Source organism: Rhizobium sp. RHZ02 (genome assembly GCF_014851575.1).
Lineage (GTDB): Bacteria > Pseudomonadota > Alphaproteobacteria > Rhizobiales > Rhizobiaceae > Rhizobium > Rhizobium altiplani.
Map to the genome: position 1 here is coordinate 273337 of NZ_JACUZX010000005.1, position 18197 is coordinate 291533.

Annotated in this window: 21 protein-coding genes; 6 read left to right on the forward strand and 15 right to left on the reverse strand. The window is 61.4% G+C overall.

What is annotated here, in order from left to right; translation table 11 throughout:
* Positions 1 to 56: 56 nt before the first annotated feature.
* Genes mnhG through IB244_RS11330 form a run of 7 tightly spaced genes read right to left on the reverse strand, consistent with a single transcriptional unit; the run spans position 57 to position 5958 of the window.
* Positions 57 to 389 (reverse strand): monovalent cation/H(+) antiporter subunit G, encoded by a 333-nt coding sequence (gene mnhG, locus IB244_RS11300; RefSeq protein ID WP_192304235.1) that lies wholly within the window; start codon positions 387 to 389, stop codon positions 57 to 59.
* Entirely contained in the window at positions 386 to 763 is a 378-nt protein-coding gene (locus IB244_RS11305) for a cation:proton antiporter (RefSeq protein WP_113471757.1), read from the reverse strand. Before IB244_RS11305 ends, mnhG begins: the two co-directional genes overlap by 4 nt.
* Positions 760 to 1233 carry a Na+/H+ antiporter subunit E gene (locus IB244_RS11310; protein ID WP_025661036.1) on the reverse strand — a complete coding sequence of 158 codons (474 nt, stop codon included), beginning with the start codon at positions 1231 to 1233 and terminating at the stop codon, positions 760 to 762. The genes IB244_RS11305 and IB244_RS11310 overlap by 4 nt, the downstream gene beginning before the upstream one ends.
* Positions 1230 to 2786: a Na+/H+ antiporter subunit D gene (locus tag IB244_RS11315; protein ID WP_169682844.1), complete on the reverse strand. Its 1557-nt coding sequence runs from the start codon at positions 2784 to 2786 to the stop codon at positions 1230 to 1232. The genes IB244_RS11310 and IB244_RS11315 overlap by 4 nt, the downstream gene beginning before the upstream one ends.
* Entirely contained in the window at positions 2787 to 3164 is a 378-nt protein-coding gene (locus tag IB244_RS11320) for a Na+/H+ antiporter subunit C (protein WP_018859457.1), read from the reverse strand.
* Positions 3164 to 3583 (reverse strand): Na(+)/H(+) antiporter subunit B, encoded by a 420-nt coding sequence (locus IB244_RS11325; RefSeq protein WP_018859458.1) that lies wholly within the window; start codon positions 3581 to 3583, stop codon positions 3164 to 3166. The genes IB244_RS11320 and IB244_RS11325 overlap by 1 nt, the downstream gene beginning before the upstream one ends.
* Positions 3580 to 5958, reverse strand: a complete 2379-nt coding sequence (locus IB244_RS11330) for a putative monovalent cation/H+ antiporter subunit A (RefSeq protein ID WP_169682846.1) — start codon at positions 5956 to 5958, stop codon at positions 3580 to 3582. Before IB244_RS11330 ends, IB244_RS11325 begins: the two co-directional genes overlap by 4 nt.
* A gap of 386 nt (positions 5959 to 6344) precedes the next feature.
* On the opposite strand from IB244_RS11330, the gene msrB reads away from it, so the two are divergent.
* Complete coding sequence (msrB, locus tag IB244_RS11335) at positions 6345 to 6755, forward strand: peptide-methionine (R)-S-oxide reductase MsrB (protein ID WP_018116550.1); 411 nt, start codon at positions 6345 to 6347, stop codon at positions 6753 to 6755.
* Between the two features lie 19 nt (positions 6756 to 6774).
* On the opposite strand, the gene IB244_RS11340 is transcribed toward msrB, so the two are convergent.
* From IB244_RS11340 to IB244_RS11360, 5 genes are all read right to left on the reverse strand, one after another.
* Entirely contained in the window at positions 6775 to 7275 is a 501-nt protein-coding gene (locus IB244_RS11340; protein ID WP_018116551.1) for a hypothetical protein, read from the reverse strand.
* A complete protein-coding gene (locus IB244_RS11345) occupies positions 7272 to 7778 on the reverse strand; it encodes a GNAT family N-acetyltransferase (protein WP_018116552.1) in 507 nt (168 codons plus the stop codon). The genes IB244_RS11340 and IB244_RS11345 overlap by 4 nt, the downstream gene beginning before the upstream one ends.
* A 138-nt stretch (positions 7779 to 7916) precedes the next feature.
* Entirely contained in the window at positions 7917 to 8585 is a 669-nt protein-coding gene (gene trhA, locus IB244_RS11350) for a PAQR family membrane homeostasis protein TrhA (protein ID WP_018859461.1), read from the reverse strand.
* Positions 8586 to 8785: 200 nt separating this feature from the next.
* Positions 8786 to 9103, reverse strand: coding sequence for a TraR/DksA family transcriptional regulator (locus IB244_RS11355; RefSeq protein WP_018116554.1), 318 nt, complete (start codon positions 9101 to 9103; stop codon positions 8786 to 8788).
* Positions 9104 to 9141: 38 nt separating this feature from the next.
* Positions 9142 to 9558 (reverse strand): universal stress protein, encoded by a 417-nt coding sequence (locus tag IB244_RS11360; RefSeq protein WP_018116555.1) that lies wholly within the window; start codon positions 9556 to 9558, stop codon positions 9142 to 9144.
* A gap of 292 nt (positions 9559 to 9850) precedes the next feature.
* Here IB244_RS11360 and IB244_RS11365 point away from each other — a divergent pair, with 292 nt between their 5' ends.
* The 3 genes from IB244_RS11365 to IB244_RS11375 all read left to right on the forward strand — a co-directional run bounded on the left by IB244_RS11365 (position 9851) and on the right by IB244_RS11375 (position 13260).
* Positions 9851 to 10711: a VOC family protein gene (locus IB244_RS11365; protein WP_169682851.1), complete on the forward strand. Its 861-nt coding sequence runs from the start codon at positions 9851 to 9853 to the stop codon at positions 10709 to 10711.
* A gap of 70 nt (positions 10712 to 10781) precedes the next feature.
* Positions 10782 to 11948, forward strand: a complete 1167-nt coding sequence (locus tag IB244_RS11370; RefSeq protein WP_169682853.1) for an AI-2E family transporter — start codon at positions 10782 to 10784, stop codon at positions 11946 to 11948.
* Positions 11949 to 11967: 19 nt separating this feature from the next.
* Positions 11968 to 13260, forward strand: coding sequence for an NAD(P)/FAD-dependent oxidoreductase (locus IB244_RS11375; protein WP_192304237.1), 1293 nt, complete (start codon positions 11968 to 11970; stop codon positions 13258 to 13260).
* Position 13261: 1 nt separating this feature from the next.
* On the opposite strand, the gene IB244_RS11380 is transcribed toward IB244_RS11375, so the two are convergent.
* Together IB244_RS11380 and IB244_RS11385 are read right to left on the reverse strand one after the other, a co-directional pair.
* Complete coding sequence (locus IB244_RS11380) at positions 13262 to 14074, reverse strand: polysaccharide deacetylase family protein (protein ID WP_026372088.1); 813 nt, start codon at positions 14072 to 14074, stop codon at positions 13262 to 13264.
* A gap of 172 nt (positions 14075 to 14246) precedes the next feature.
* Complete coding sequence (locus IB244_RS11385; RefSeq protein WP_018116560.1) at positions 14247 to 14636, reverse strand: DUF930 domain-containing protein; 390 nt, start codon at positions 14634 to 14636, stop codon at positions 14247 to 14249.
* 236 nt (positions 14637 to 14872) lie between these two features.
* Between IB244_RS11385 and IB244_RS11390 the strand changes: the two genes are divergently transcribed.
* Together IB244_RS11390 and IB244_RS11395 are read left to right on the forward strand one after the other, a co-directional pair.
* Positions 14873 to 16981: a S9 family peptidase gene (locus tag IB244_RS11390; RefSeq protein ID WP_169682856.1), complete on the forward strand. Its 2109-nt coding sequence runs from the start codon at positions 14873 to 14875 to the stop codon at positions 16979 to 16981.
* 16 nt (positions 16982 to 16997) lie between these two features.
* Positions 16998 to 17522 carry a DUF1697 domain-containing protein gene (locus IB244_RS11395; RefSeq protein WP_192304239.1) on the forward strand — a complete coding sequence of 175 codons (525 nt, stop codon included), beginning with the start codon at positions 16998 to 17000 and terminating at the stop codon, positions 17520 to 17522.
* A gap of 6 nt (positions 17523 to 17528) precedes the next feature.
* Here the strand turns inward: IB244_RS11395 and IB244_RS11400 are convergent, their stop codons facing one another.
* Entirely contained in the window at positions 17529 to 18152 is a 624-nt protein-coding gene (locus IB244_RS11400) for a TetR/AcrR family transcriptional regulator (RefSeq protein WP_169682860.1), read from the reverse strand.
* Positions 18153 to 18197 lie beyond the last annotated feature (45 nt).

The following is an 18197-nucleotide window of genomic DNA, read 5'->3' on the forward strand; positions in this document are numbered from 1 at the left end:
AAGAAATCTGCAAAAGGGTGCAAAAATCAACTTAAAATACTGAATCGGAAGCGCTCTCATCTTTTGGCGAGGTCATCGCGCACCGATTGGGGGCCGAGGCGATATCCAGACTGGTGCGCGGCCTTGGCAAGGAGGTGCGCCGCGACCGGCGCCGTCAGCAGGAAGAAGACGAAACCGGCGAGCGCCCGCGCAAAGACCGAAACCTCGCCCGCGGCGACACCGGCGGCAAAAAGCAGCATGCCGGAACCGACCGTTCCAGCCTTGGAAGCGGCGTGCATGCGCGTGTAGAGATCCGGCAACCGCACGACGCCGAGTGCGGCAACGAGCGCAAACAACGAACCGGCCAGCAAAAGGAAAGCGACGACGAGCGCTGTCGCATAGTCCATCATTTCTTGCCCTTCCTGCCATTCTTGTCGCTGCGTTTGGCCGCGACTTTGGGCTTTTTCGGGGCACGCGCCTTTTTTTCGCTGTGCCGTTCCGCGACAGGAGCGCGCGACATCACGAAACGCGCGAAGGCGACCGTTGCCAGAAAGGCGACAAGTCCCAGCGAAATGGCGATGTCGATATAGAGGCTGAAGCCCGTCTTGACCGCCAATACGGCGATGAAGCCGATTGCCGTGCCTGACAGTGTATCGAGCGCCAGGATCCTGTCGGGCAGCGTCGGCCCGACGAGGACCCGCCATCCCGCCAGGAGAAAGGCAATTCCAAGGATGACCAGGGCAACCGCGGCGGCCGTGGACATGATGGCAAGCGGGGAGATCATCGAAATGCCTCCATGATCCGGCGCTCGAAACCGTTGGCGATATCGCGCTTGGTCGCCTCGGGATCGGCGCAATCCAGCGCATGCACGTAAAGCGTCTTGCGATCGTCGGAGACATCGACCGACAGTGTGCCCGGCGTCAGGGTGATCATGTTGGCTAGAAGCGTGATCTCGAAATCGCGGTCGACGGTCAGCGGAAAGGCGAAGATGCCGGGTTGCAGCCGCATGTTGGGCGTCAGCACCGTGACGGCGACCTTCCAGGCCGAGATCGCCAACTCCTTGAGAAACAGAAGGGCAAGCCGCACGATCGCGAAGGACCGGCGAAGATATCCCCGGCTGCCATAGGGTTCGCGGATGATGGACAAGCACAGGGCGCCGATCGCAAAGCCGAAGAGGAGGTTGTGCGGCGACGCGCTGCCGGTAACGGTCGCCCAGGCAATGGCGAGCAGCACGTTCAGCAGCAGGGCGATCATGGCATCCCTCCATCCGGGAAGACCGACTGCAGATAAGCTGTCGGATCGATGAGGCCGGTCGCCGCAGCTTGCGCCATGTCCAGCAGCTGTTCGGGCAGGATGCCGAAAGCAACGACAAGAGCTGTCAGGATGAAAAGCGGCAGCCCCGCCTGCCAGCTGATTGACACTGCCGCCTGCGGTGCCGTTGCCGGTCGCCAGTAGGCGAGCAGGAAGACGCGTCCGAATACGACCGTCAGCAGGAAGCCGCCGATCAGGATCGCGGCGGCCAGCCACCAGGCGCCGACGTCGATCGATGCTCTGACCAAAATCACCTTCGGCCAGAAGCCGGAAAAGGGCGGCAACCCACACGCGGCGACGAAGAGGATGAAAGAGAACGCGGCAAAACCGCCGTTCTTGCGATAGAGGCCGCCGAGCGCGGTCAGCGAGAAACCGCCGGCAAGGGCGGCAGCCTGCCCGGCGAGAAGATAGAGCGCCGTCATCAGCACCATCGAATGCAGCGCGTAGAAGATCGCGCCGGACAGGCCGCCGGGCGTGCCTAGCGCTATGCCGACCAGCATGTTGCCGATGCCCGAGATCACGACATAGCCGAGGAGCTTGCGGATATCGTCCTGCGCCAGCGCCCCAAGCGCGCCGACGACGATGGTCGCTGCCCCCACCGCCGCAATCAGAAGGCTCAATTGTTCGCGCTCGATCGGCAGCAGCATGACCATGACGCGAATGAGGGCGTAGACGCCGACCTTGGTCAGCAGACCGGCAAACAGTGCCGACACGACGATGCGCGGCGTATGATAGGAGGCCGGCAGCCAGAAATTGACAGGAAAGGCAGCGGCCTTCATGGCAAAGGCCAGCAGCAAGAGGGCGGACAGGGTCATCAGCGGCGCGGTGTCGCGCACACTCTCCACCTTGCCAGCGATATCGGCCATGTTGAGCGTGCCGAAGACAGCGTAGACGATGCCGACCGAGATCAGGAACAGCGTCGTGCCGATCAGGTTCAGCACCGCATATTTCATGGCCCCGTCGATCTGCCCGCGCTCGGAGCCGAGGATCAACATCCCGAAGGACGAAATGAGAAGCACCTCGAACCAGACATAGAGGTTGAAGACGTCGCCTGTCAGGAACGCGCCGGAAACGCCTGCCATCAGAAGCAAAAGGAAGGGAAAGAAACCGTATCGGCGGCCGCTTTCGGTGACGTCCTTCAACGCATAAAGGCCGCCGGCGAGCGCTGCGATGGCAGCGGTCAGGGCCATCAGCGCGCCGAAGAGATCGACGGTGAAGGCGATGCCGAACGGCGGAAGCCAGCGCCCCATGACCATGGTCAGCGGGCCATGCGCCACCACCTTCGCCAACAGCGCGGCATCCAGCAGGACCAGACCGGCAAGGCCCGGAATGGCGACCTGCGCCTGCAGTCGCAGCGAGCCGCGCATCATCAAGAGGACGGCGCCGAGCGTGATGCAGAGCGCCACGGGTGCGATGACGAGCCAGTTGGCGAGCGGCACAGACGCCGTGACCATCGCAGCCGAGAGATCGGTGATCGTGCTTACCGGAGCCGCCATCTAGTACCCCATCGGCGGCAGCGGTGGATCGACGGGCTCGGCGACACGCATTTCGTCGGTGTTGTCGGTGCCGATGTCCTGATAGGCGCGATAGGTCAGCACCAGCAGGAAGGCGAGGAAGGAAAAGGAGATGACGATCGCCGTCAGGATCAGCGCCTGCGGCAGCGGATTGGCGGCGCCGTTAGGGAGCGTATCGAGGTTTGCCGCGATGATCGGCGGCACCTCGCGCGTCAAACGTCCTGCGGTAAACAGCAACAGGTTCACCGCGTTGCCGAGGACGGCGATCCCGAGCATGATCCGGATCGAGAATTTCGACAGCATCAGATAGATCGCGGCGGCGAAGAACAGGCCGACGAGGATCGCAAACAGCGGCTCCATCACTCGATCTCCCTTTCCTCAAGCGCCAGCGCGATCGAGGTGATGGCACCGACGACCACCAGGTAGACCCCGATATCGAAGAGCATGACGGTCGAGAGCGGCACCTCGACACTGGCTATCTCAGGATAGATCCACAGCCCGGTCATGAACGGCACGGCAAAGACGACCGACAGCAGACCGGCGGAGCAGGACATCAACAGTCCGGCCCCTGATATCGCCAGGGGATGGAAGACGATGGCGCGGCGCACGGCGCCGACGCCGCGGGCAATGCCGAAGATCGCCAGCGCCGAGGCGGCAATCAACCCGCCGATGAAGCCGCCGCCCGGCTCGTTGTGGCCGCGCAGGAGCACAAAGACGGAAAAGAGCAGCATCAGAGCCGTCAACACCGGCGTGATCGTGCGGAAGATCAGTGTGTTCATGGGCGCTCGATCCCCAGATCCTCAGGCGCGTCAGGATCGTTTTCGGCAAGCTTGCGCTCGGTCTGCGCGCGGATTCGAATGAGGGCGAGGATCGCAAGGCCGGTGATGGCGACGACCGCGATCTCACCCAGCGTGTCGGTGCCGCGGAAATCGACGATGATGACGTTCACGACGTTGGCGCCGTGCGCGATGGTCTTTGAGTAAGTGTTGAAGAACTCCGTCAGCGCATTGTTGAACGGCCCCTGCGTGGCCTTCATCAGAAGCAGCGCGAAGCCAGAGCCGCAGGCGATCGCGATGCAGCCGTCGAATATCTTCTGGCTGAGCGGCCGCCGATCGGTCGGCGACAATTGAAGGCGGGTCATGACAAGCGCCAGGATGACGACCGACAGGGTCTCCACCATGAACTGCGTGAAGGACAGGTCGGGCGCGCCGAACAGCAGGAATATGATGGCGACGGAGAAGCCCTGGATGCCGAGCGAGACGATCGCCGTCAGCCGGTCGCGCGCGATGACAACGCTCAACAGACCAAGAACGGCGAGCAGGAAGATCGCCCATTCGTGGACCTGGACCTGCCGTGGCCAGACAGGCAGCATCGGCATTTCGCCATAGAGCCAGAGGGGGACGAGCAGGATTGCGGCAAGGCAGAGGAAGGTGCAGGTGATGTAGAGTTCAAGTCGCCCCGGCTGGACGAACCGCGTTACGCGCATCGATAATCTAATCAGACCTACGATGAAGTAATCGAAGCCACGATCCGGTCCGGGTCCTAGCTTGCACAGTACCGTCGCCATGGCCAGACGCGCCTGGTCTATCCGCCAATAAACGAGCGTGCCGAGCGCGATCGTAAGACCAGACAGAAGCAGCGGCACGCCGACATGCGGGATAAGGGAAATCTCGATCACGCTCGCCGATCCACGGATGGCGGATCCCGTTGGAGACGAGATGTAATGGTGCGCCGTTGCGGAGAAAACCGCAGTCATCAGGCCCAATAGCGCCAGCAAGACAGGACCGACCCAAAGCAATGGCGGTGCCTCGTGTGGGTGCTTGGGCGTTGCACGGACCGGCCCGAGAAACGGCTTCAGCGCCACGGCGAAGCCAATCGCGAACATCAACGCGTTGCCCGCGACCGCAACCATTGTGAAGACGATCGATCGTGGGTCCGCATGTGCCAGCGCGGCGTAAATCTCTTCCTTGGCGAGGAATCCGAAGAACGGCGGCAGACCGCCCATGGAAATAGCCGCGGCGAGTGCTGCCGCAAAGGTCAGCGGCATCGCCGCTTTCAAGCCGCGCAGACTGGTGATGTCGCGCGTGCCGGTCTCATGGTCGATGATGCCCGCAACCATGAACAGCGCACCCTTGAAGAGCGAATGCGCCATGAGGTAGAGCGCCGCGGCCTCGGTGGCATAGGGCGCGCCGAAGCCGGTCAACAGCACGAGAAGGCCAAGCGAGGAAACGGTCGTATAGGCGAGTTGCAGCTTGAGATCGGTCTGGCGGATCGCAAGCAGCGTGCCGACGATCAGCGTCACGCCACCGAAGAGCGGCAGCAACGTCTCCCAGGCCGGTGTCCCGCCCATGACGGGATTGAGGCGCATCAGGAGATAGACGCCCGCCTTCACCATCGTTGCCGAATGCAGGTAGGCCGAGACCGGCGTCGGCGCCTCCATCGCGTTCGGCAGCCAGAAGTGAAACGGAAACTGCGCCGATTTGGTAAAGGCGCCACAGAGGATGAGGATCAGGATCGCCAGATAATATGGATTGCCACGCAGCAGATCGCCGGATTGCAGCAGCGTCGACAAATCAGTCGCGTTTGTCGTGCTCCAGATCAGGAGCAGGCCCGCCAGCAGCAGCAGGCCGCCACCGCCGGTAACGACGAGCGCCTGCAGGGCGGCGCGACGCGCTGCCTCGCGCTCGTGGTCGAACCCGATCAAGAGGAAGGAGGTAATCGACGTCAGTTCCCAGAAGATGAAGAGCATCAGCAGGCTGTCCGAGACGACGAGGCCGAGCATGGCGCCCATGAACAGGAAAATAAAGGAGAAGAAGCGCCCCTGATCCAGATGCCCCTTCAGGTATCCGCCCGAATAGAGGACGATCAGCGTGCCGATCCCGGTAATCAGCAGCGCGAAGGTCAGCGAAAGACCGTCGAGCAGCCAGGAAAAGCGGAGGTCGAAGCTCGGCACCCAGGCATAGCCGCCTGTTATCACCTCGCCGCCCGCTATGACCGGCAGCAGGCTGGCGAAGTGCGCAAAGGCCAAAAGCGGCGCAAGCGCCAAGAGCCAAGCGGCGTTCGCCCCAAGGACGCGAACGAGAAAGGGAGCGAGAACTGCGCCGAGAAGTGGCAGACACAAGGCCGCAAATGTCAAAGCCGTGACACCGGCCATGTGCCCTCCTCTGCTGGCAGTGCTTCGTGGAGCCGGCGAAAGCCGGAAGTCCGTCAGGTTTACGAGAACAGGCGCGCGGTCACAAGTCTTGTTCGACCGGGAGCAACCGGCAGCGGCAGGATACTCACAGGGAACGGATCATCTCGGGTCGGTCAGCCCCTTGCAGTATCTTCGAAGCGTCTATTGAAGCGATAGTCACAGACTCTGTCCAGGGCGCCTCAAACCTCCGGGGCGATCGGTTTATCGACGAAATATCAACGGCATCGCCGTTTTCGCCGGAACGGGATGACGCTTTGACGAGCTCGGCATCCCTTGATCCATGCGACCTTTCGCACCACATTGCTGTCGAAAATCAAAGCTGCCCCCCGGCGCGAAAGGAACAAGCCATGGCCGATACGACAATCGCCAAAGTTCACAAGACCGACGCGGAGTGGAAGGAGCAGCTGACTCCCGAGCAATACCGGATCACCCGCCAGCATGGCACCGAGCGTGCCTTTACCGGCCCCTATTGGGATTCGTTCGAAACCGGGCTCTATCGTTGCGTCGGCTGCAATGCACCGCTGTTCCGCTCAGACACGAAGTTTGATGCCGGTTGCGGATGGCCGAGCTATTTCGAAGCTGTCTCACCCGACGCGGTGACCGAACTCCGCGATACGACCTACGGCATGGTCCGCACGGAGATCCGCTGCGGCACTTGCGATGCCCATCTGGGGCATGTCTTCCCCGATGGTCCGCCGCCGACCGGCCTGCGCTACTGCATCAACGGCCACGCGATGGTGTTCGAGCCGGAGAAATAAAAGCTCGCGTCCGAGCTGCTTAGAAGCGTTCGACGACCGCCTGGACGCTTTCATCCAGCGACAAGCGGGACGTATCCAATATCGCGCATTTCTTTGCCACGGCCTCGCGGCGGAGGAAGGATGCCCAGATCATCATTTCGGTGTTGGCAAGCTCTGGCTGCCGGCGTTCGACCGCCAGGCGATGCGTTCGTGTTTCGTCATCGCAGTCGGCCAGCAGCGGCAAATAGGCAATGCCTGTTGCTGTTGCCGCTTCTTCTAGAAATGCAAGGCGCATCTGGCCTTCGAGCAACTGATTTCGGCCGGAGTGCTGTGCCTCCGCGAGGCTCTCAAACCACTTGAAGGTCATGGCCCGCTGCCATCCGGCTGGCGAGCCGTAGTCCGCCGCCATCCGCGAGAGCGGGGGAACGCCGATGTCATCGAAATGGTAGACGTCGATTTCACCAGCGAACCGAGCGGCGATCGCCTTGGAAATCGCCGTCTTGCCCGATCCGGAAGCGCCAGTGAGAACGATGAGGCTCACTTCGTGACCCTAAGCTCCATGCAAGTCAGATCGAGCCAGCGGCCGAACTTCGTGCCGACCTCCGAGAAGGTGCCGGCAACGCGGAAACCAAGCTTTTCGTGCAGTTTGATGGACGCAGCGTTTGCCGCCTCGATGCCGGCGATCATCACGTGGATGTTGGCCTCGGCCGCACGCTCGATCAGCGCCCGCATCAGCAATTCGCCGATCCCCGCGCCGCGGCAATCCTTGTCGACATAGACTGAGTGTTCGACCGTGTGGCGGTAGCCGTCGAAGGCTCGCCAGTCACCATAGGAGGCATAGCCTGTGACCTTGCCATCCTTCTCCGCAACGATGACCGGGAAGCCCTTTGCCTTGCGGGCCTTGAACCACTCGATGCGGTTGTCGAGATCAACCAGCGTTTCGTTCCAGATGGCGGTCGTATGCTCGACAGCGTGATTATAAATATCGCGGATTGCCGGGAGGTCGGCTTCGGTGGCATCGCGCACGAGAACGGCGTGGTTCATATCAAGTCCAATTTCAGTTCGGTTCCGGCAAGCGGCATACGCCCGGCATTCAGCGTTGTAAACCAACGAAATGACGGGACGAAAGCGATCATTCGCGATAGCAGAGAATTGATCGAAATGGACACGCAGGCCGGCTGATCAGACCCCGGAGCCTGCCATGCTGAAGCAGGTGAGCACCGCCGAGTAGTGCACGGCCGCCGCGGCGACCACGAAGCCGTGCCAGATGGCGTTCTGGAAGCGCAGCTTCTCCCAGACGTGGAAGATGACACCGAGGGAATAGATGATCCCGCCGATGAGGATCAGGAGCATCGATACAAAGGGGATGCGCTCCGCCACCGGCCCGGCCACGAAGATGCCGCTCCACCCCATGCCGAGGTAGAGAAGGATGGCAACCTTGTCGAAGCGGCCTGGAAGGGCGCACTTCAGGAAGATGCCGAGCCCCGCGATCGCCCAGATGCCGATGAGCATCCCGAACAGCAGCGGACTGTCGGCGCCACGCTCCAGGAAGGGTGTGTAGGTGGCGGCGATCAGGATGAAAATCGAGGAATGATCGAGCCGGCGAAGGAACCACTTCGTCCGCGAAACCGGCCAGGCGTTATAGGAGAAGGAGATGCCGATCGTCAGCACGAGGCCTACGCTGTAGATCCATGCCGCCGCGAGTTCGCCATTGGAACTCCAGAGAGTGGCGTAAAAGATCAGAACGGTCGCGCCGATGAGCGCGAAAGCAAGCCCAATGCCATGGACGACCCCATCGGCGATCAGCTCATATTTGTCGTAAGCCCAGCGGATGCCGTTGAACTCTGTCATGCCGGGAAACCCCTCACCTTTCCAACCGATCGTCGCACCGAAACGGTGTGCAGGCAACACAACAGCGATGGCACGCCGTTACATCTTCGTGAGCCTTGGACGCTCTGGCTTCGGCGTGGAGATACACAGGTGGAAGGCAGAAGGGTAGCCTGAAAATGGGCCACCCTTGATGACATGCCACCTTAATGACTTAGAGCCTTTCAGCTCATGCAGTCTTCGCAGAGCGGGGCATAGGGTACGGCGCCGAGACGCTTCTTCGAAATCGGCTCGCCGCAGCGGACGCAGGTGCCATACGTGCCTTTCGTGATCCGATCGAGGGCTGCGTCGATGGCGCGCAGCTCTTCCTGGCCGGCCTGGCCAAGCCCCTCCAGCACTTCGTCGTTCTCGCTCTCGATCGCGCGGTCGTCGCTGTCCTGCTCCTTGGTGCGCCCGAGATCAACGTCGATGCGACTCAGCCGCGATAGAAGCTCGCGCTGGCGGTTGCGTAGGATCTGCTCGTAGGTCTGCGTGTCGGTCATGGATATTCCTCCATCGGTCTTTTGCCGTTGTTTTCTTCTCAGCGCTGCCTATCGACCAGCACCGAGCATTTGGCATGCCTGACGACGCGGTCGGCGGTGGCACCGATGAAGTAGTTGCTGAAGTCGGGAATGTGCGAGGCGACGATGATCAGATCCGCATCATGCGCTTCGGCGGCAGCGAGGATACTGTGGGCGGGGCGGCCGTGACCGATCTCGATCATTGCCGGTATGCCGCTCGTGCGGATCAGCATGCCGAGTTTCTGTTCGGCATCGTCGATCGCGTTTTGCCGCAGCTCGGGCGGCAGATCGATCGCGACATAGGTGGGAACGTCCTCGACAACGTTGAGCAAGATGATCTCGCCACCTTTTTCAAGGAGCGTGGATGCCTTGCGGAGCGCCTTTTCGCCCCTGTCCAACCCGCCTATTTCTATCGGAACGATGATTCTCTTGTACATTCAGGCCCTCCAGCGCTGCCGTTTCTTACGGCCACATCCTCTCAAGAGATAAATAAGGCGCTTTGATCAAGATCAAGATCAGGATGGATTCTTGTCAACAAGCATCGAACGCTGAATCGTCAAAATCGGATCTTCTGTGAACAATCAGAATGCGCCATATAGGGATCAAGTACAGCGACCAAGGGAACCTCTGAGGCACATGAACCGGCGCAAATTCCTTGGTATTGCTACGGGCGGCGCTTTCGCCGCTACCGCCGGTATGCCTCCCCCATCCAAGGCAGGAGATACACCCATGACCACTGAAACGTCCTACGCCCTGACGCGTCCTGCCTATGTCGATCAGTCGCATCTCGTCGTCACCGACCTGCCGCTGGTTTCCAATTTCTATCAATCGATGCTTGGCCTTAATGTCATCGAGAAAAGCGCGAGCGGCGAAATCCTCGGTGTCGACGGCACGCCGCTTCTGACGCTGACGACAGGCAAGGATGTGCGTGTCGCACCGCGCAACGCAGCCGGCCTTTTCCATACGGCCTTCCTGATGCCCAGCCGCACCGAGCTCGCCCGCTGGCTGCGCCACGCGGCGCACAACAATGTCGTCCTGGACGGCGCATCCGATCACCTCGTCAGCGAGGCCATCTATCTCTCCGATCCGGAAGGCAACGGCATCGAGATTTATGCCGACCGTTCCCACGACCAATGGAAATTCCAGCCGGACGGTCAGGTGGAAATGGCGACGCTTCGCCTTGATCTGCAACCGCTCTACAACAGCGCACCCAACGATGCCTGGAACGGAATGGCCGACGGAACGGCAATCGGCCACATCCACCTGCAGGTCGGCAACATTCCGGAAGCAGACACCTTCTACCGCGATATTCTTGGCCTGAAGCTGATGGCGCGCTATCCCGGCGCCAGCTTCTTTGCGACCGGCGACTACCATCACCATGTCGCCGCCAACATCTGGAACAGCCGCGGCGCCGGCACCCGCGCCGAGGGCATGACGGGCCTTTCCGACTACACGCTACGCTTCAACGACAAGGAAGCGCTCAAAAAAGCTGTCACCAAGCTCGACGAACTGGAGATCAAGAGTGAAACGCGCAATGGCGGTGTCTTCCTGCATGATCCCTGGGGCATCGGCCTGACCCTGTCTACCTGACCTTAGGAACCTGAAGGGGTTCCGCGCGTTTCCGTCGCGAAGCAACTGGGCTTCCGGGGATCGTCTATCGATGGGAATTGCCAACGGCATCCGCAAGCAGGCCAGCAAAATGACAGTGGGCACGACTCCCGTCAGCGCCTGGGCAGAAAAACTGACCCAGGACACGGAGGAGATGCCACAAGCGCCGATGCGTCGCCTGGAGAAGGACGGGCTTGATGTCAGCATGGCTTGGGCCATCATCGGTATCTTTGGAGTGCTTGCACTATCGGCCATCTACATGATGTCGTTGATCCTCATTCCGGTGACGCTCGCCGTCGTCGTCGGCATGATCCTTGGGCTGCTGGCGGAAAAGCTCAGCAAGCTCGGCGTGCCGCGCATCACCAATGCGGTCATCCTGTCTACTGCGGTTGCGCTTGTGATCGCGCTTCTCGCCAATTCGCTTGCCGGACCGGTGACAAGGCTCGTCAACGAGGGCCCGGCCTTCGTCGAGAAGAGCTTCAACCGCCTCATGCCCTATCTCGAGCGCATCAAGTGGCTGCACATTACGCCGGAGACTTTCCAGACCGGGCCAATGTCGAGTGAGAAGCTTCTGGAGAACACTGGCAACGTCGTGCATCTCGTCAGCACCAACCTCACCCCTGCCCTCGTGCAGGCGTTGATCTTCTTCGCCGCGTTGCTGCTTTTCCTTGCCGGACGGGTGACGTTGCGCAAATCCATCATTATGGTGTTCCGGTCGCGCTCGCAGCGGCTTGCCGCCATCCGCGTGATCAACGGCGTGGAACAGGTTCTCGGATTTTATTTTGCGACGGCGTCGCTGATCTACGTCTGCCTTGGCCTCGTGATGATGGTGATCGCCTATGTAGGGGGCCTGTCGGCGCCGGTGCTCTGGGGCTTCTTCGCGTTCCTGTCGAGCTTCATCCCCTATCTCGGCATTACGATGATGACGCTGGCGGTCGCCATCGCGGGGATCATCACGCATGACGGCATCGTGGTGGGCCTTATGCCAGCGGCGGCATTCTTCATCGTCCACCTCGTCATGGAAAACCTGATCTTCCCGGCGGTCATGGGAAAGCGCCTGGAAATCAATCCCTTCGTGGTGTTTCTGGCGATCTTGTTCTGGACTTGGATGTGGGGCGCAGTTGGTGCTATGCTGGCACTACCACTATCGCTGATTGTCATGACCATCGTCGATGAACTTTTCATCGAAGAGAGACTGCAACCGCAATTGCCGAAATAATTGAGGTAAGAAGCGTCAGATGGCAGAAATCGATCTTGCAGATTCCAGCCAGAACCGGCTGAAGAGCGGCACCTCCCCTTGGAGCCACGCAGGAACAAAGCCCAATTACCAGCCACTTCAGGACAATCTCAAAGTCGACGCCATGGTGATCGGCGGCGGGATTACCGGCGCGCTGATGGGCCAGCACCTCGCGGAACGAGGTCTTTCCGTGGTCATCGTCGACCGCGAGACGCCGGGTCTCGGCAGCACGGCAGTGAGCACCGCCATGCTGCAGTGGGAGATAGACCGAACGCTGAGCGAACTCGAGCGTTTCCATGGCTTCGAACGCGCCGCCGGCATCTACAGGCGGAGCGCAGCCTCGGTCGCCGGTCTCTCCAAGCTGATCGTCGCCCACCGGATCGCCTGCAACCTGCTTCCCCGGCAATCGCTGTTCCTCGCCAATAACCAGGAGGGCGCGGGCGATCTTCGCAGGGAGGTCGAGCTGCGTCGTCGTGCCGGACTGCCAAGCCGGTATCTGGAACATTGCGATCTCTTTACCGAGTTCGAAATCGACTGCGATGGGGGCATCCTGTCGCGCGGCTCGGCGGAGGCCGATCCGCTGCTCCTGACCTGGGGCCTGCTGGACATTGCCGTGAAGCAAGGCGCGCGCCTGATCAGCGCCTCGGTCACCAAGCTACATAGCGAAGGCGGGCGGGTCAGCGCCGAAACAGACGGTGCGTTCGTCATCGAGGCGAAAACGGCGGTGCTCGCCACCGGCTACGCCATGCCGGGCATCGATATGCCGAAACAGCACCGGATGACATCGAGCTGGGCGCTGGCGACGATACCGCAGGATCCGGCAGCGCTCTGGCGCGATCAGGTGCTGATCTGGGAAGACAGCCACCCCTATCTCTACATGCGCACGACGCCTGATGGGCGGATCATCGCTGGCGGCGAGGATGACGACACCGTCGACCCCGCGGCCCGCGACGCCAAGCTGGCCGAAAAGATCATGACGATCCGGGAGAAGATGAAGCGGCTCTGGTCCAGCGCCGACACCCGCGTCGCGACGGCATGGTGCGGCACGTTCGGGGCGACGTCGGACGGGCTACCGCTGATCGGTCCGGTTCCCTCGATGCCACAAGTCTATGCCGCCTATGGCTATGGCGGCAACGGCATCACCTTCTCCTATCTTGCGACACAGGTTATCGGCGCACTGATCGGCGGAGGGTACCGCGACTGGTTTGATGATTTCGCGCTGGATCGCGACGCGCCCGACGTGCCCCGACCCTCGAACGTGAGTGAGGAAACGCTACAGAGCGCCCTTGGCTAGCTCACTGCGTCGTCCGGTCGTCGCCGGTGTCCTCGACATCCTGCAGCCGGACGAATTCGACACCCTTGGCCATGAGATCGACGATCGCCTTGGCGACGCCCTCGCCGGCGGCGTGGGTCGGCTGGTTGATGTGGGAGATCACGACGTCGCCGTCTTTGGCCGATGCAATGCGCTTTTCCGTGACAACGGCGCCGAGCAGCGAGCCGCCGTCTCCATTCACCGAGTAACCGGCGATGCGGTACCCCATGTCGCGAATCTGGGCGATGGCGGAGAGGTCGTATTTGGCGGTCGAGCCGCGGAACCAGTGCGGCGGGGCAATACCGGCTGCGAGCATCGCATCGGCACCGCCCTGCACTTCCTGCCGCACGGCCTCGGGCGAGCCCGCGGACGCGATGCCATAGATCGAGACCGGCTTGTCGACGGCTGGAACGTGATTCTGACCGTGGTTCTCGAGTTCGAACAGATCGGGATTCTCAAGGAAGACCTGCAGCGCCTGCGGATTGTGCTTCAGCCAGCGCGCAGTGACGAAAATGGTCGCGGGAATGCGCTCCTGGACCAGCACCGAGAGGATGCGGTCGTCGGCCTGACCCATGCAAGCGTCAAAGGTCAGCGCCACCCGCGCGTGACCCTTGATGCCCGACCGGGCAATGCGCAGATGCGGCTCAACCAGCTTCGGCCCTGCTGCCATCTTGGGGGCCTGCACGACCTTCGAGGGCGCGGTGACGACCGGCGCTTCCTCCGGCGGAGGAGCGGCAGCGGACACAATCGAGGCGGATGCGATCAGCAACGCCGAAACGAGAAGAATACGATTCATGCCAAAGAGAAGCCGTTCGTGGTTCAAGCGCTGCATAATGCACATCGCGGTCAGGCGCCATGTGGTTTGATGCCGCCTGCGGTCGCTGCTGCGATTCGCCGCCGGCTTCAGCGGCAATTCTGATGCCTGAGGACTAAGGCTTCAGAAAGGCAACTCACGGCGCGCGCCGCGATCAATCATAGAGGTAATATTTTTCCCACTTCTCGCGCGGGACCTTTTCGCCAATCTTGTATTGCAGATCGCGGACATTGATGTGCTGCGGGCCGGTGATGCAGGTGTAGGAGAGATGATACCAGTCGCCCTTGCTGCGGAAGACCGCGCCTGGCGCCTCCAGCCTGTCGTCGCTCGGAACGGGATCCTTGAACGTGTAGGCGATGACCTTGTCGGGCTTGTAGCCGGTCTCGTCCTTGTTTATTCGGCTCATCGCCTCCGTGTCACAGCTCTGTTCGAGGCGGGTCGCGGGATCGAGCTTTTCGAGTTGCTTCTTGATGGCGGGATCGACTGCGAAGGCTGGAAAAGCAAGGCTAAATGCGGACAGAAGCAACACGAGACGTTTTGGCATTACGGTGGGATTCCTTTGCATTCTCATTCCGGAATCGCCTGTGGAGAACCGTGGTTTTGACGGTCGTACGAGGGGCGAATTCCGGGTGGCATAGCGGACTTTCTTAAACAATGTGGTGACATCAAGGCAACGTGAGCATTCCTTCGCTTTTGCCACAGGTCCGTCTTGGGCGCTTGATCCCAGGCATCCGCCTCTCTATCTCTTGCCCACCTGACATCACGTTTCCGGAGCTTTCCTTGACCGTCTTCAAGAACCTGCCGAACCCACCCGTCGCCACCAAGAAGCCGATCTCCGATACGCGCCACGGCATCACCCGCACCGACGACTATGCCTGGCTGCGCGCCGACAACTGGCAGGCGATGTTCAAGGATCCCGCGATCCTCGATCCCGCGATCCGCCAACATCTGGAAGCCGAAAACGTCTACATGAACGCGGCCATGGAAGACACAAAGGTGCTGCAGAAGACGCTGTTTTCGGAGATGCGCGGCCGCATCAAGGAAGACGACAGCTCCGTGCCGATGAAGGACGGCGACTACGCCTACGGTACCTTCTTCGTGACCGGCGGCGAACAGCCTCGCTATTTCCGGATTCCGCGTAACGGCGCCGTCAAGGACGAGGCTATCCGCACCGTTCTGCTCGACGGCGACAAGGAGGCCGCGGGCAAGGCCTATTTCAGGCTCGCCGGCCTCGATCACTCGACCGACCACAGCCGCGGCATCTGGGGTTACGACGACAAGGGTTCTGAGTTCTATACGCTGCGCGTGCGTGACCTTGCGACTGGCGAGGACCTGGCCGACGTGATCGGGAACACCGGCGGCGGCGGCGTCTGGGCGCCCGATGGCAAGAGCTTCTTCTATTCTGCGCTCGATGAGAACCACCGCCCGTCGAAGGTGTTTCACCACATTCTTGGCACGCCTCAATCTGAAGACCGGCTGGTTTATGAGGAAAAGGATGCGGGCTTTTTCATGGGCGTCGGCGGTTCGCTGCTCGACGACTTCATCTACATCGACATCCACGATCACGAGACCTCGGAATACCGCCTGCTGTCCACCAAGGACCTGACGGCCGAGCCGAAGCTGGTCGCCGAGCGCGAGGAAGGCATCGAATATTCGATGACGGAAGGCGGCGACGTCTTCTACATCCTGACCAATGACGGCGACGCCAAGGATTTCAAGATCATGGAAGCGCCGGTTGAAAACCCGGGCAAGGCGAACTGGCGCGAGGTCGTGCCGCACAAGCCGGGAACCTTGATCATCAGCCACATGGCCTATGCCCGCCACCTGCTCTGGCTGGAGCGCAAGGATGGCCTGCCGCAGATAATCATCCGTGACCGTCGCACCGGCGAGGAACACGCGATCGCCTTTGCCGAAGAGGCCTATTCGCTCGGGCTGCAGGGGGCCGCGGAATACGACACCGACGTCATCCGCTTCTCCTATTCCTCGATGACGACGCCGTCGCAGCTATACGACTACAACATGGTGACGCGCGAGCGCACGCTGTTGAAGACCCAGGAGGTGCCCTCGGGCCACAATCCGGACGATTACGTCACCCGCCGCGTGTTCGCGCCCGCCTGGGATGGCGAACAGGTGCCCGTCACCCTGCTCTATCGCAAGGACACGCCGCTCGACGGTTCGGCACCCTGCCTGCTCTACGGCTACGGCGCCTACGGCATCACCATTCCGGCCGGCTTCAACACCAACTGCCTGTCGCTCGCCGATCGCGGCTTCGTCTATGCCATCGCCCATATCCGCGGCGGCAAGGACAAGGGCTTTGCCTGGTACGAAGACGGCAAGATGGAAAAGAAGACCAACACCTTCAAGGACTTCATTGCCGCCGCTGACTATCTGAATCAGGAGAAGTTCACCTCCTATGCCAACATCATCGCCGAGGGCGGCTCGGCCGGTGGCATGCTGATGGGCGCCGTTGCCAACATGGCGCCGGAAAAGTTCGCCGGCCTGATCGCCGCCGTTCCCTTCGTCGACGTGCTGAACACCATGCTCGACGACACGCTACCGCTGACCCCGCCGGAATGGCCGGAATGGGGCAACCCGATCGAGAGCAAGGAAGACTACGAGCAGATCGCCGCCTATTCGCCCTACGACAATGTCGGCGCCAAGGCCTATCCGCCGATCCTGGCGCTCGGCGGCCTCACCGATCCGCGCGTCACCTATTGGGAGCCGGCAAAGTGGGCGGCGCGGCTGCGCGAAAAGACCACCGGCTCGGCACCGATCCTGTTGAAGACCAACATGGATGCCGGCCATGGCGGCGCTTCGGGACGCTTCCAGCGCCTCGAGGAGATCGCCTTCGAATATGCTTTCGCGATCAAGGTCGCGGGCAAGATATAATCGGCTGGAGGAGCCCGTGACGGTCTATGTGGCGCTCCTGAGGGCGATCAATGTCGGCGGCACGGGCAAGCTGCCCATGGCGGAGCTGATGGCGGTCTGCGAAGAGCTCGGCTTCAGCGACGTGAAGACCTACATCCAGAGCGGCAACGTGCTGTTTCGCGCCGATGCAGCAGAGGTCGAGGTCGAGCAGAAGCTGGACGACGCGCTGGGAAAGCTGCTCGGCAAGAAGCCCGGCGTGATGCTGCGCAGCCGCAAGGAGTTGGAAGCGATTGCCGCCAACGCGCCCTTCCCAGATGCCAAGCCCAACTATCTCCTGGTAAGCTTCCTACCGGAAGCGGCGCCTGATGATGCGCTGGACAAGATGGTGGCCCCCGATGGCGAAGAGGCCGTTCTCGCCGGGCGCGAAATCTATGTCCACTTCCCTGTTGGCTCCGGCAAATCGAAGCTCAAGCTGCCGGCCTTGAAACTAGGAACGGCGCGCAATCTCAATACCGTGCGCAAGCTCGCCGAGATGGCGGCTGCCATGGAAGACGACCGCTAGGCCGGATCACTGGCGAACGATCTGCGGCTGAAACAGCAGCTTCACGAAGCTGCGCAGCACGAGAACCTGGTCGGCGAGCCCCTGCGGTTCCTTCAAGGCCTTCGACAGGACGATGCCGCCCTCGAGCACCGTCGAAACCATGTCGGCCAGTTGGTCGATCTCGATCGGTTCGCGCGGCGTGTAGACTACCATGATCTCCTCGAACATGCCGCGGAACCGCCGTCGCCAGGCGAGCACCGCCTGCTTGTTGGTTTCCTGGATGTCGCGGTCGAACAGGCGTTCATAGTAGCAGACCGTGGCCACGAGGCAGCCCGGATGGCCGTTCGGCAGGTCGGACAGCAGTTCGGCAAGCAGCTTCAGACCGAGCATGAAGGATTGCAGCGGATCTTCGGTCAGCTCGCGGGCGCGGGTGAATATCTCGTCGTAGATTCGTTCGTCGTTTTCGATGTACCGCTCGAGCAGCGCCTTGGCGAGCGCGTTCTTGTCCCGGAAGTGGTAGAAGAAGCCGCTCTTGGTGATGCCGGTCTCGGCGATCAGCTCTTCGATCGAGGTGCCGCCGAAGCCCTTCTGCAGGACGGCAGTTTCGGCCACATCCAGGATGCGGGTTCTGGTCTCCTGGCCCTTGCGCATCAAATTCCCTGTACCGCCGGTACGGTTTTTGCCCGCCAGCTCTGG

Excerpts from the sequence above, each read along its gene's own strand:
- IB244_RS11345 (WP_018116552.1), bottom strand. The coding sequence starts at position 7,778 with ATGAACCACGCCGTTCTCGTGCGCGATGCCACCGAAGCCGACCTCCCG.
- IB244_RS11375 (WP_192304237.1), top strand. The coding sequence starts at position 11,968 with ATGGCAGAAATCGATCTTGCAGATTCCAGCCAGAACCGGCTGAAGAGC.
- IB244_RS11320 (WP_018859457.1), bottom strand. The coding sequence starts at position 3,164 with ATGGAGCCGCTGTTTGCGATCCTCGTCGGCCTGTTCTTCGCCGCCGCG.
- IB244_RS11325 (WP_018859458.1), bottom strand. The coding sequence starts at position 3,583 with ATGAACACACTGATCTTCCGCACGATCACGCCGGTGTTGACGGCTCTG.
- IB244_RS11380 (WP_026372088.1), bottom strand. The coding sequence starts at position 14,074 with ATGAATCGTATTCTTCTCGTTTCGGCGTTGCTGATCGCATCCGCCTCG.
- IB244_RS11330 (WP_169682846.1), bottom strand. The coding sequence starts at position 5,958 with ATGGCCGGTGTCACGGCTTTGACATTTGCGGCCTTGTGTCTGCCACTT.
- IB244_RS11360 (WP_018116555.1), bottom strand. The coding sequence starts at position 9,558 with ATGTACAAGAGAATCATCGTTCCGATAGAAATAGGCGGGTTGGACAGG.
- IB244_RS11315 (WP_169682844.1), bottom strand. The coding sequence starts at position 2,786 with ATGGCGGCTCCGGTAAGCACGATCACCGATCTCTCGGCTGCGATGGTC.
- IB244_RS11310 (WP_025661036.1), bottom strand. The coding sequence starts at position 1,233 with ATGATCGCCCTGCTGCTGAACGTGCTGCTCGCCATTGCCTGGGCGACC.
- IB244_RS11355 (WP_018116554.1), bottom strand. The coding sequence starts at position 9,103 with ATGACCGACACGCAGACCTACGAGCAGATCCTACGCAACCGCCAGCGC.
- IB244_RS11305 (WP_113471757.1), bottom strand. The coding sequence starts at position 763 with ATGATCTCCCCGCTTGCCATCATGTCCACGGCCGCCGCGGTTGCCCTG.
- msrB (WP_018116550.1), top strand. The coding sequence starts at position 6,345 with ATGGCCGATACGACAATCGCCAAAGTTCACAAGACCGACGCGGAGTGG.
- trhA (WP_018859461.1), bottom strand. The coding sequence starts at position 8,585 with ATGACAGAGTTCAACGGCATCCGCTGGGCTTACGACAAATATGAGCTG.
- IB244_RS11400 (WP_169682860.1), bottom strand. The coding sequence starts at position 18,152 with ATGCGCAAGGGCCAGGAGACCAGAACCCGCATCCTGGATGTGGCCGAA.
- IB244_RS11365 (WP_169682851.1), top strand. The coding sequence starts at position 9,851 with ATGACCACTGAAACGTCCTACGCCCTGACGCGTCCTGCCTATGTCGAT.
- IB244_RS11370 (WP_169682853.1), top strand. The coding sequence starts at position 10,782 with ATGGGAATTGCCAACGGCATCCGCAAGCAGGCCAGCAAAATGACAGTG.
- IB244_RS11385 (WP_018116560.1), bottom strand. The coding sequence starts at position 14,636 with ATGCCAAAACGTCTCGTGTTGCTTCTGTCCGCATTTAGCCTTGCTTTT.
- mnhG (WP_192304235.1), bottom strand. The coding sequence starts at position 389 with ATGATGGACTATGCGACAGCGCTCGTCGTCGCTTTCCTTTTGCTGGCC.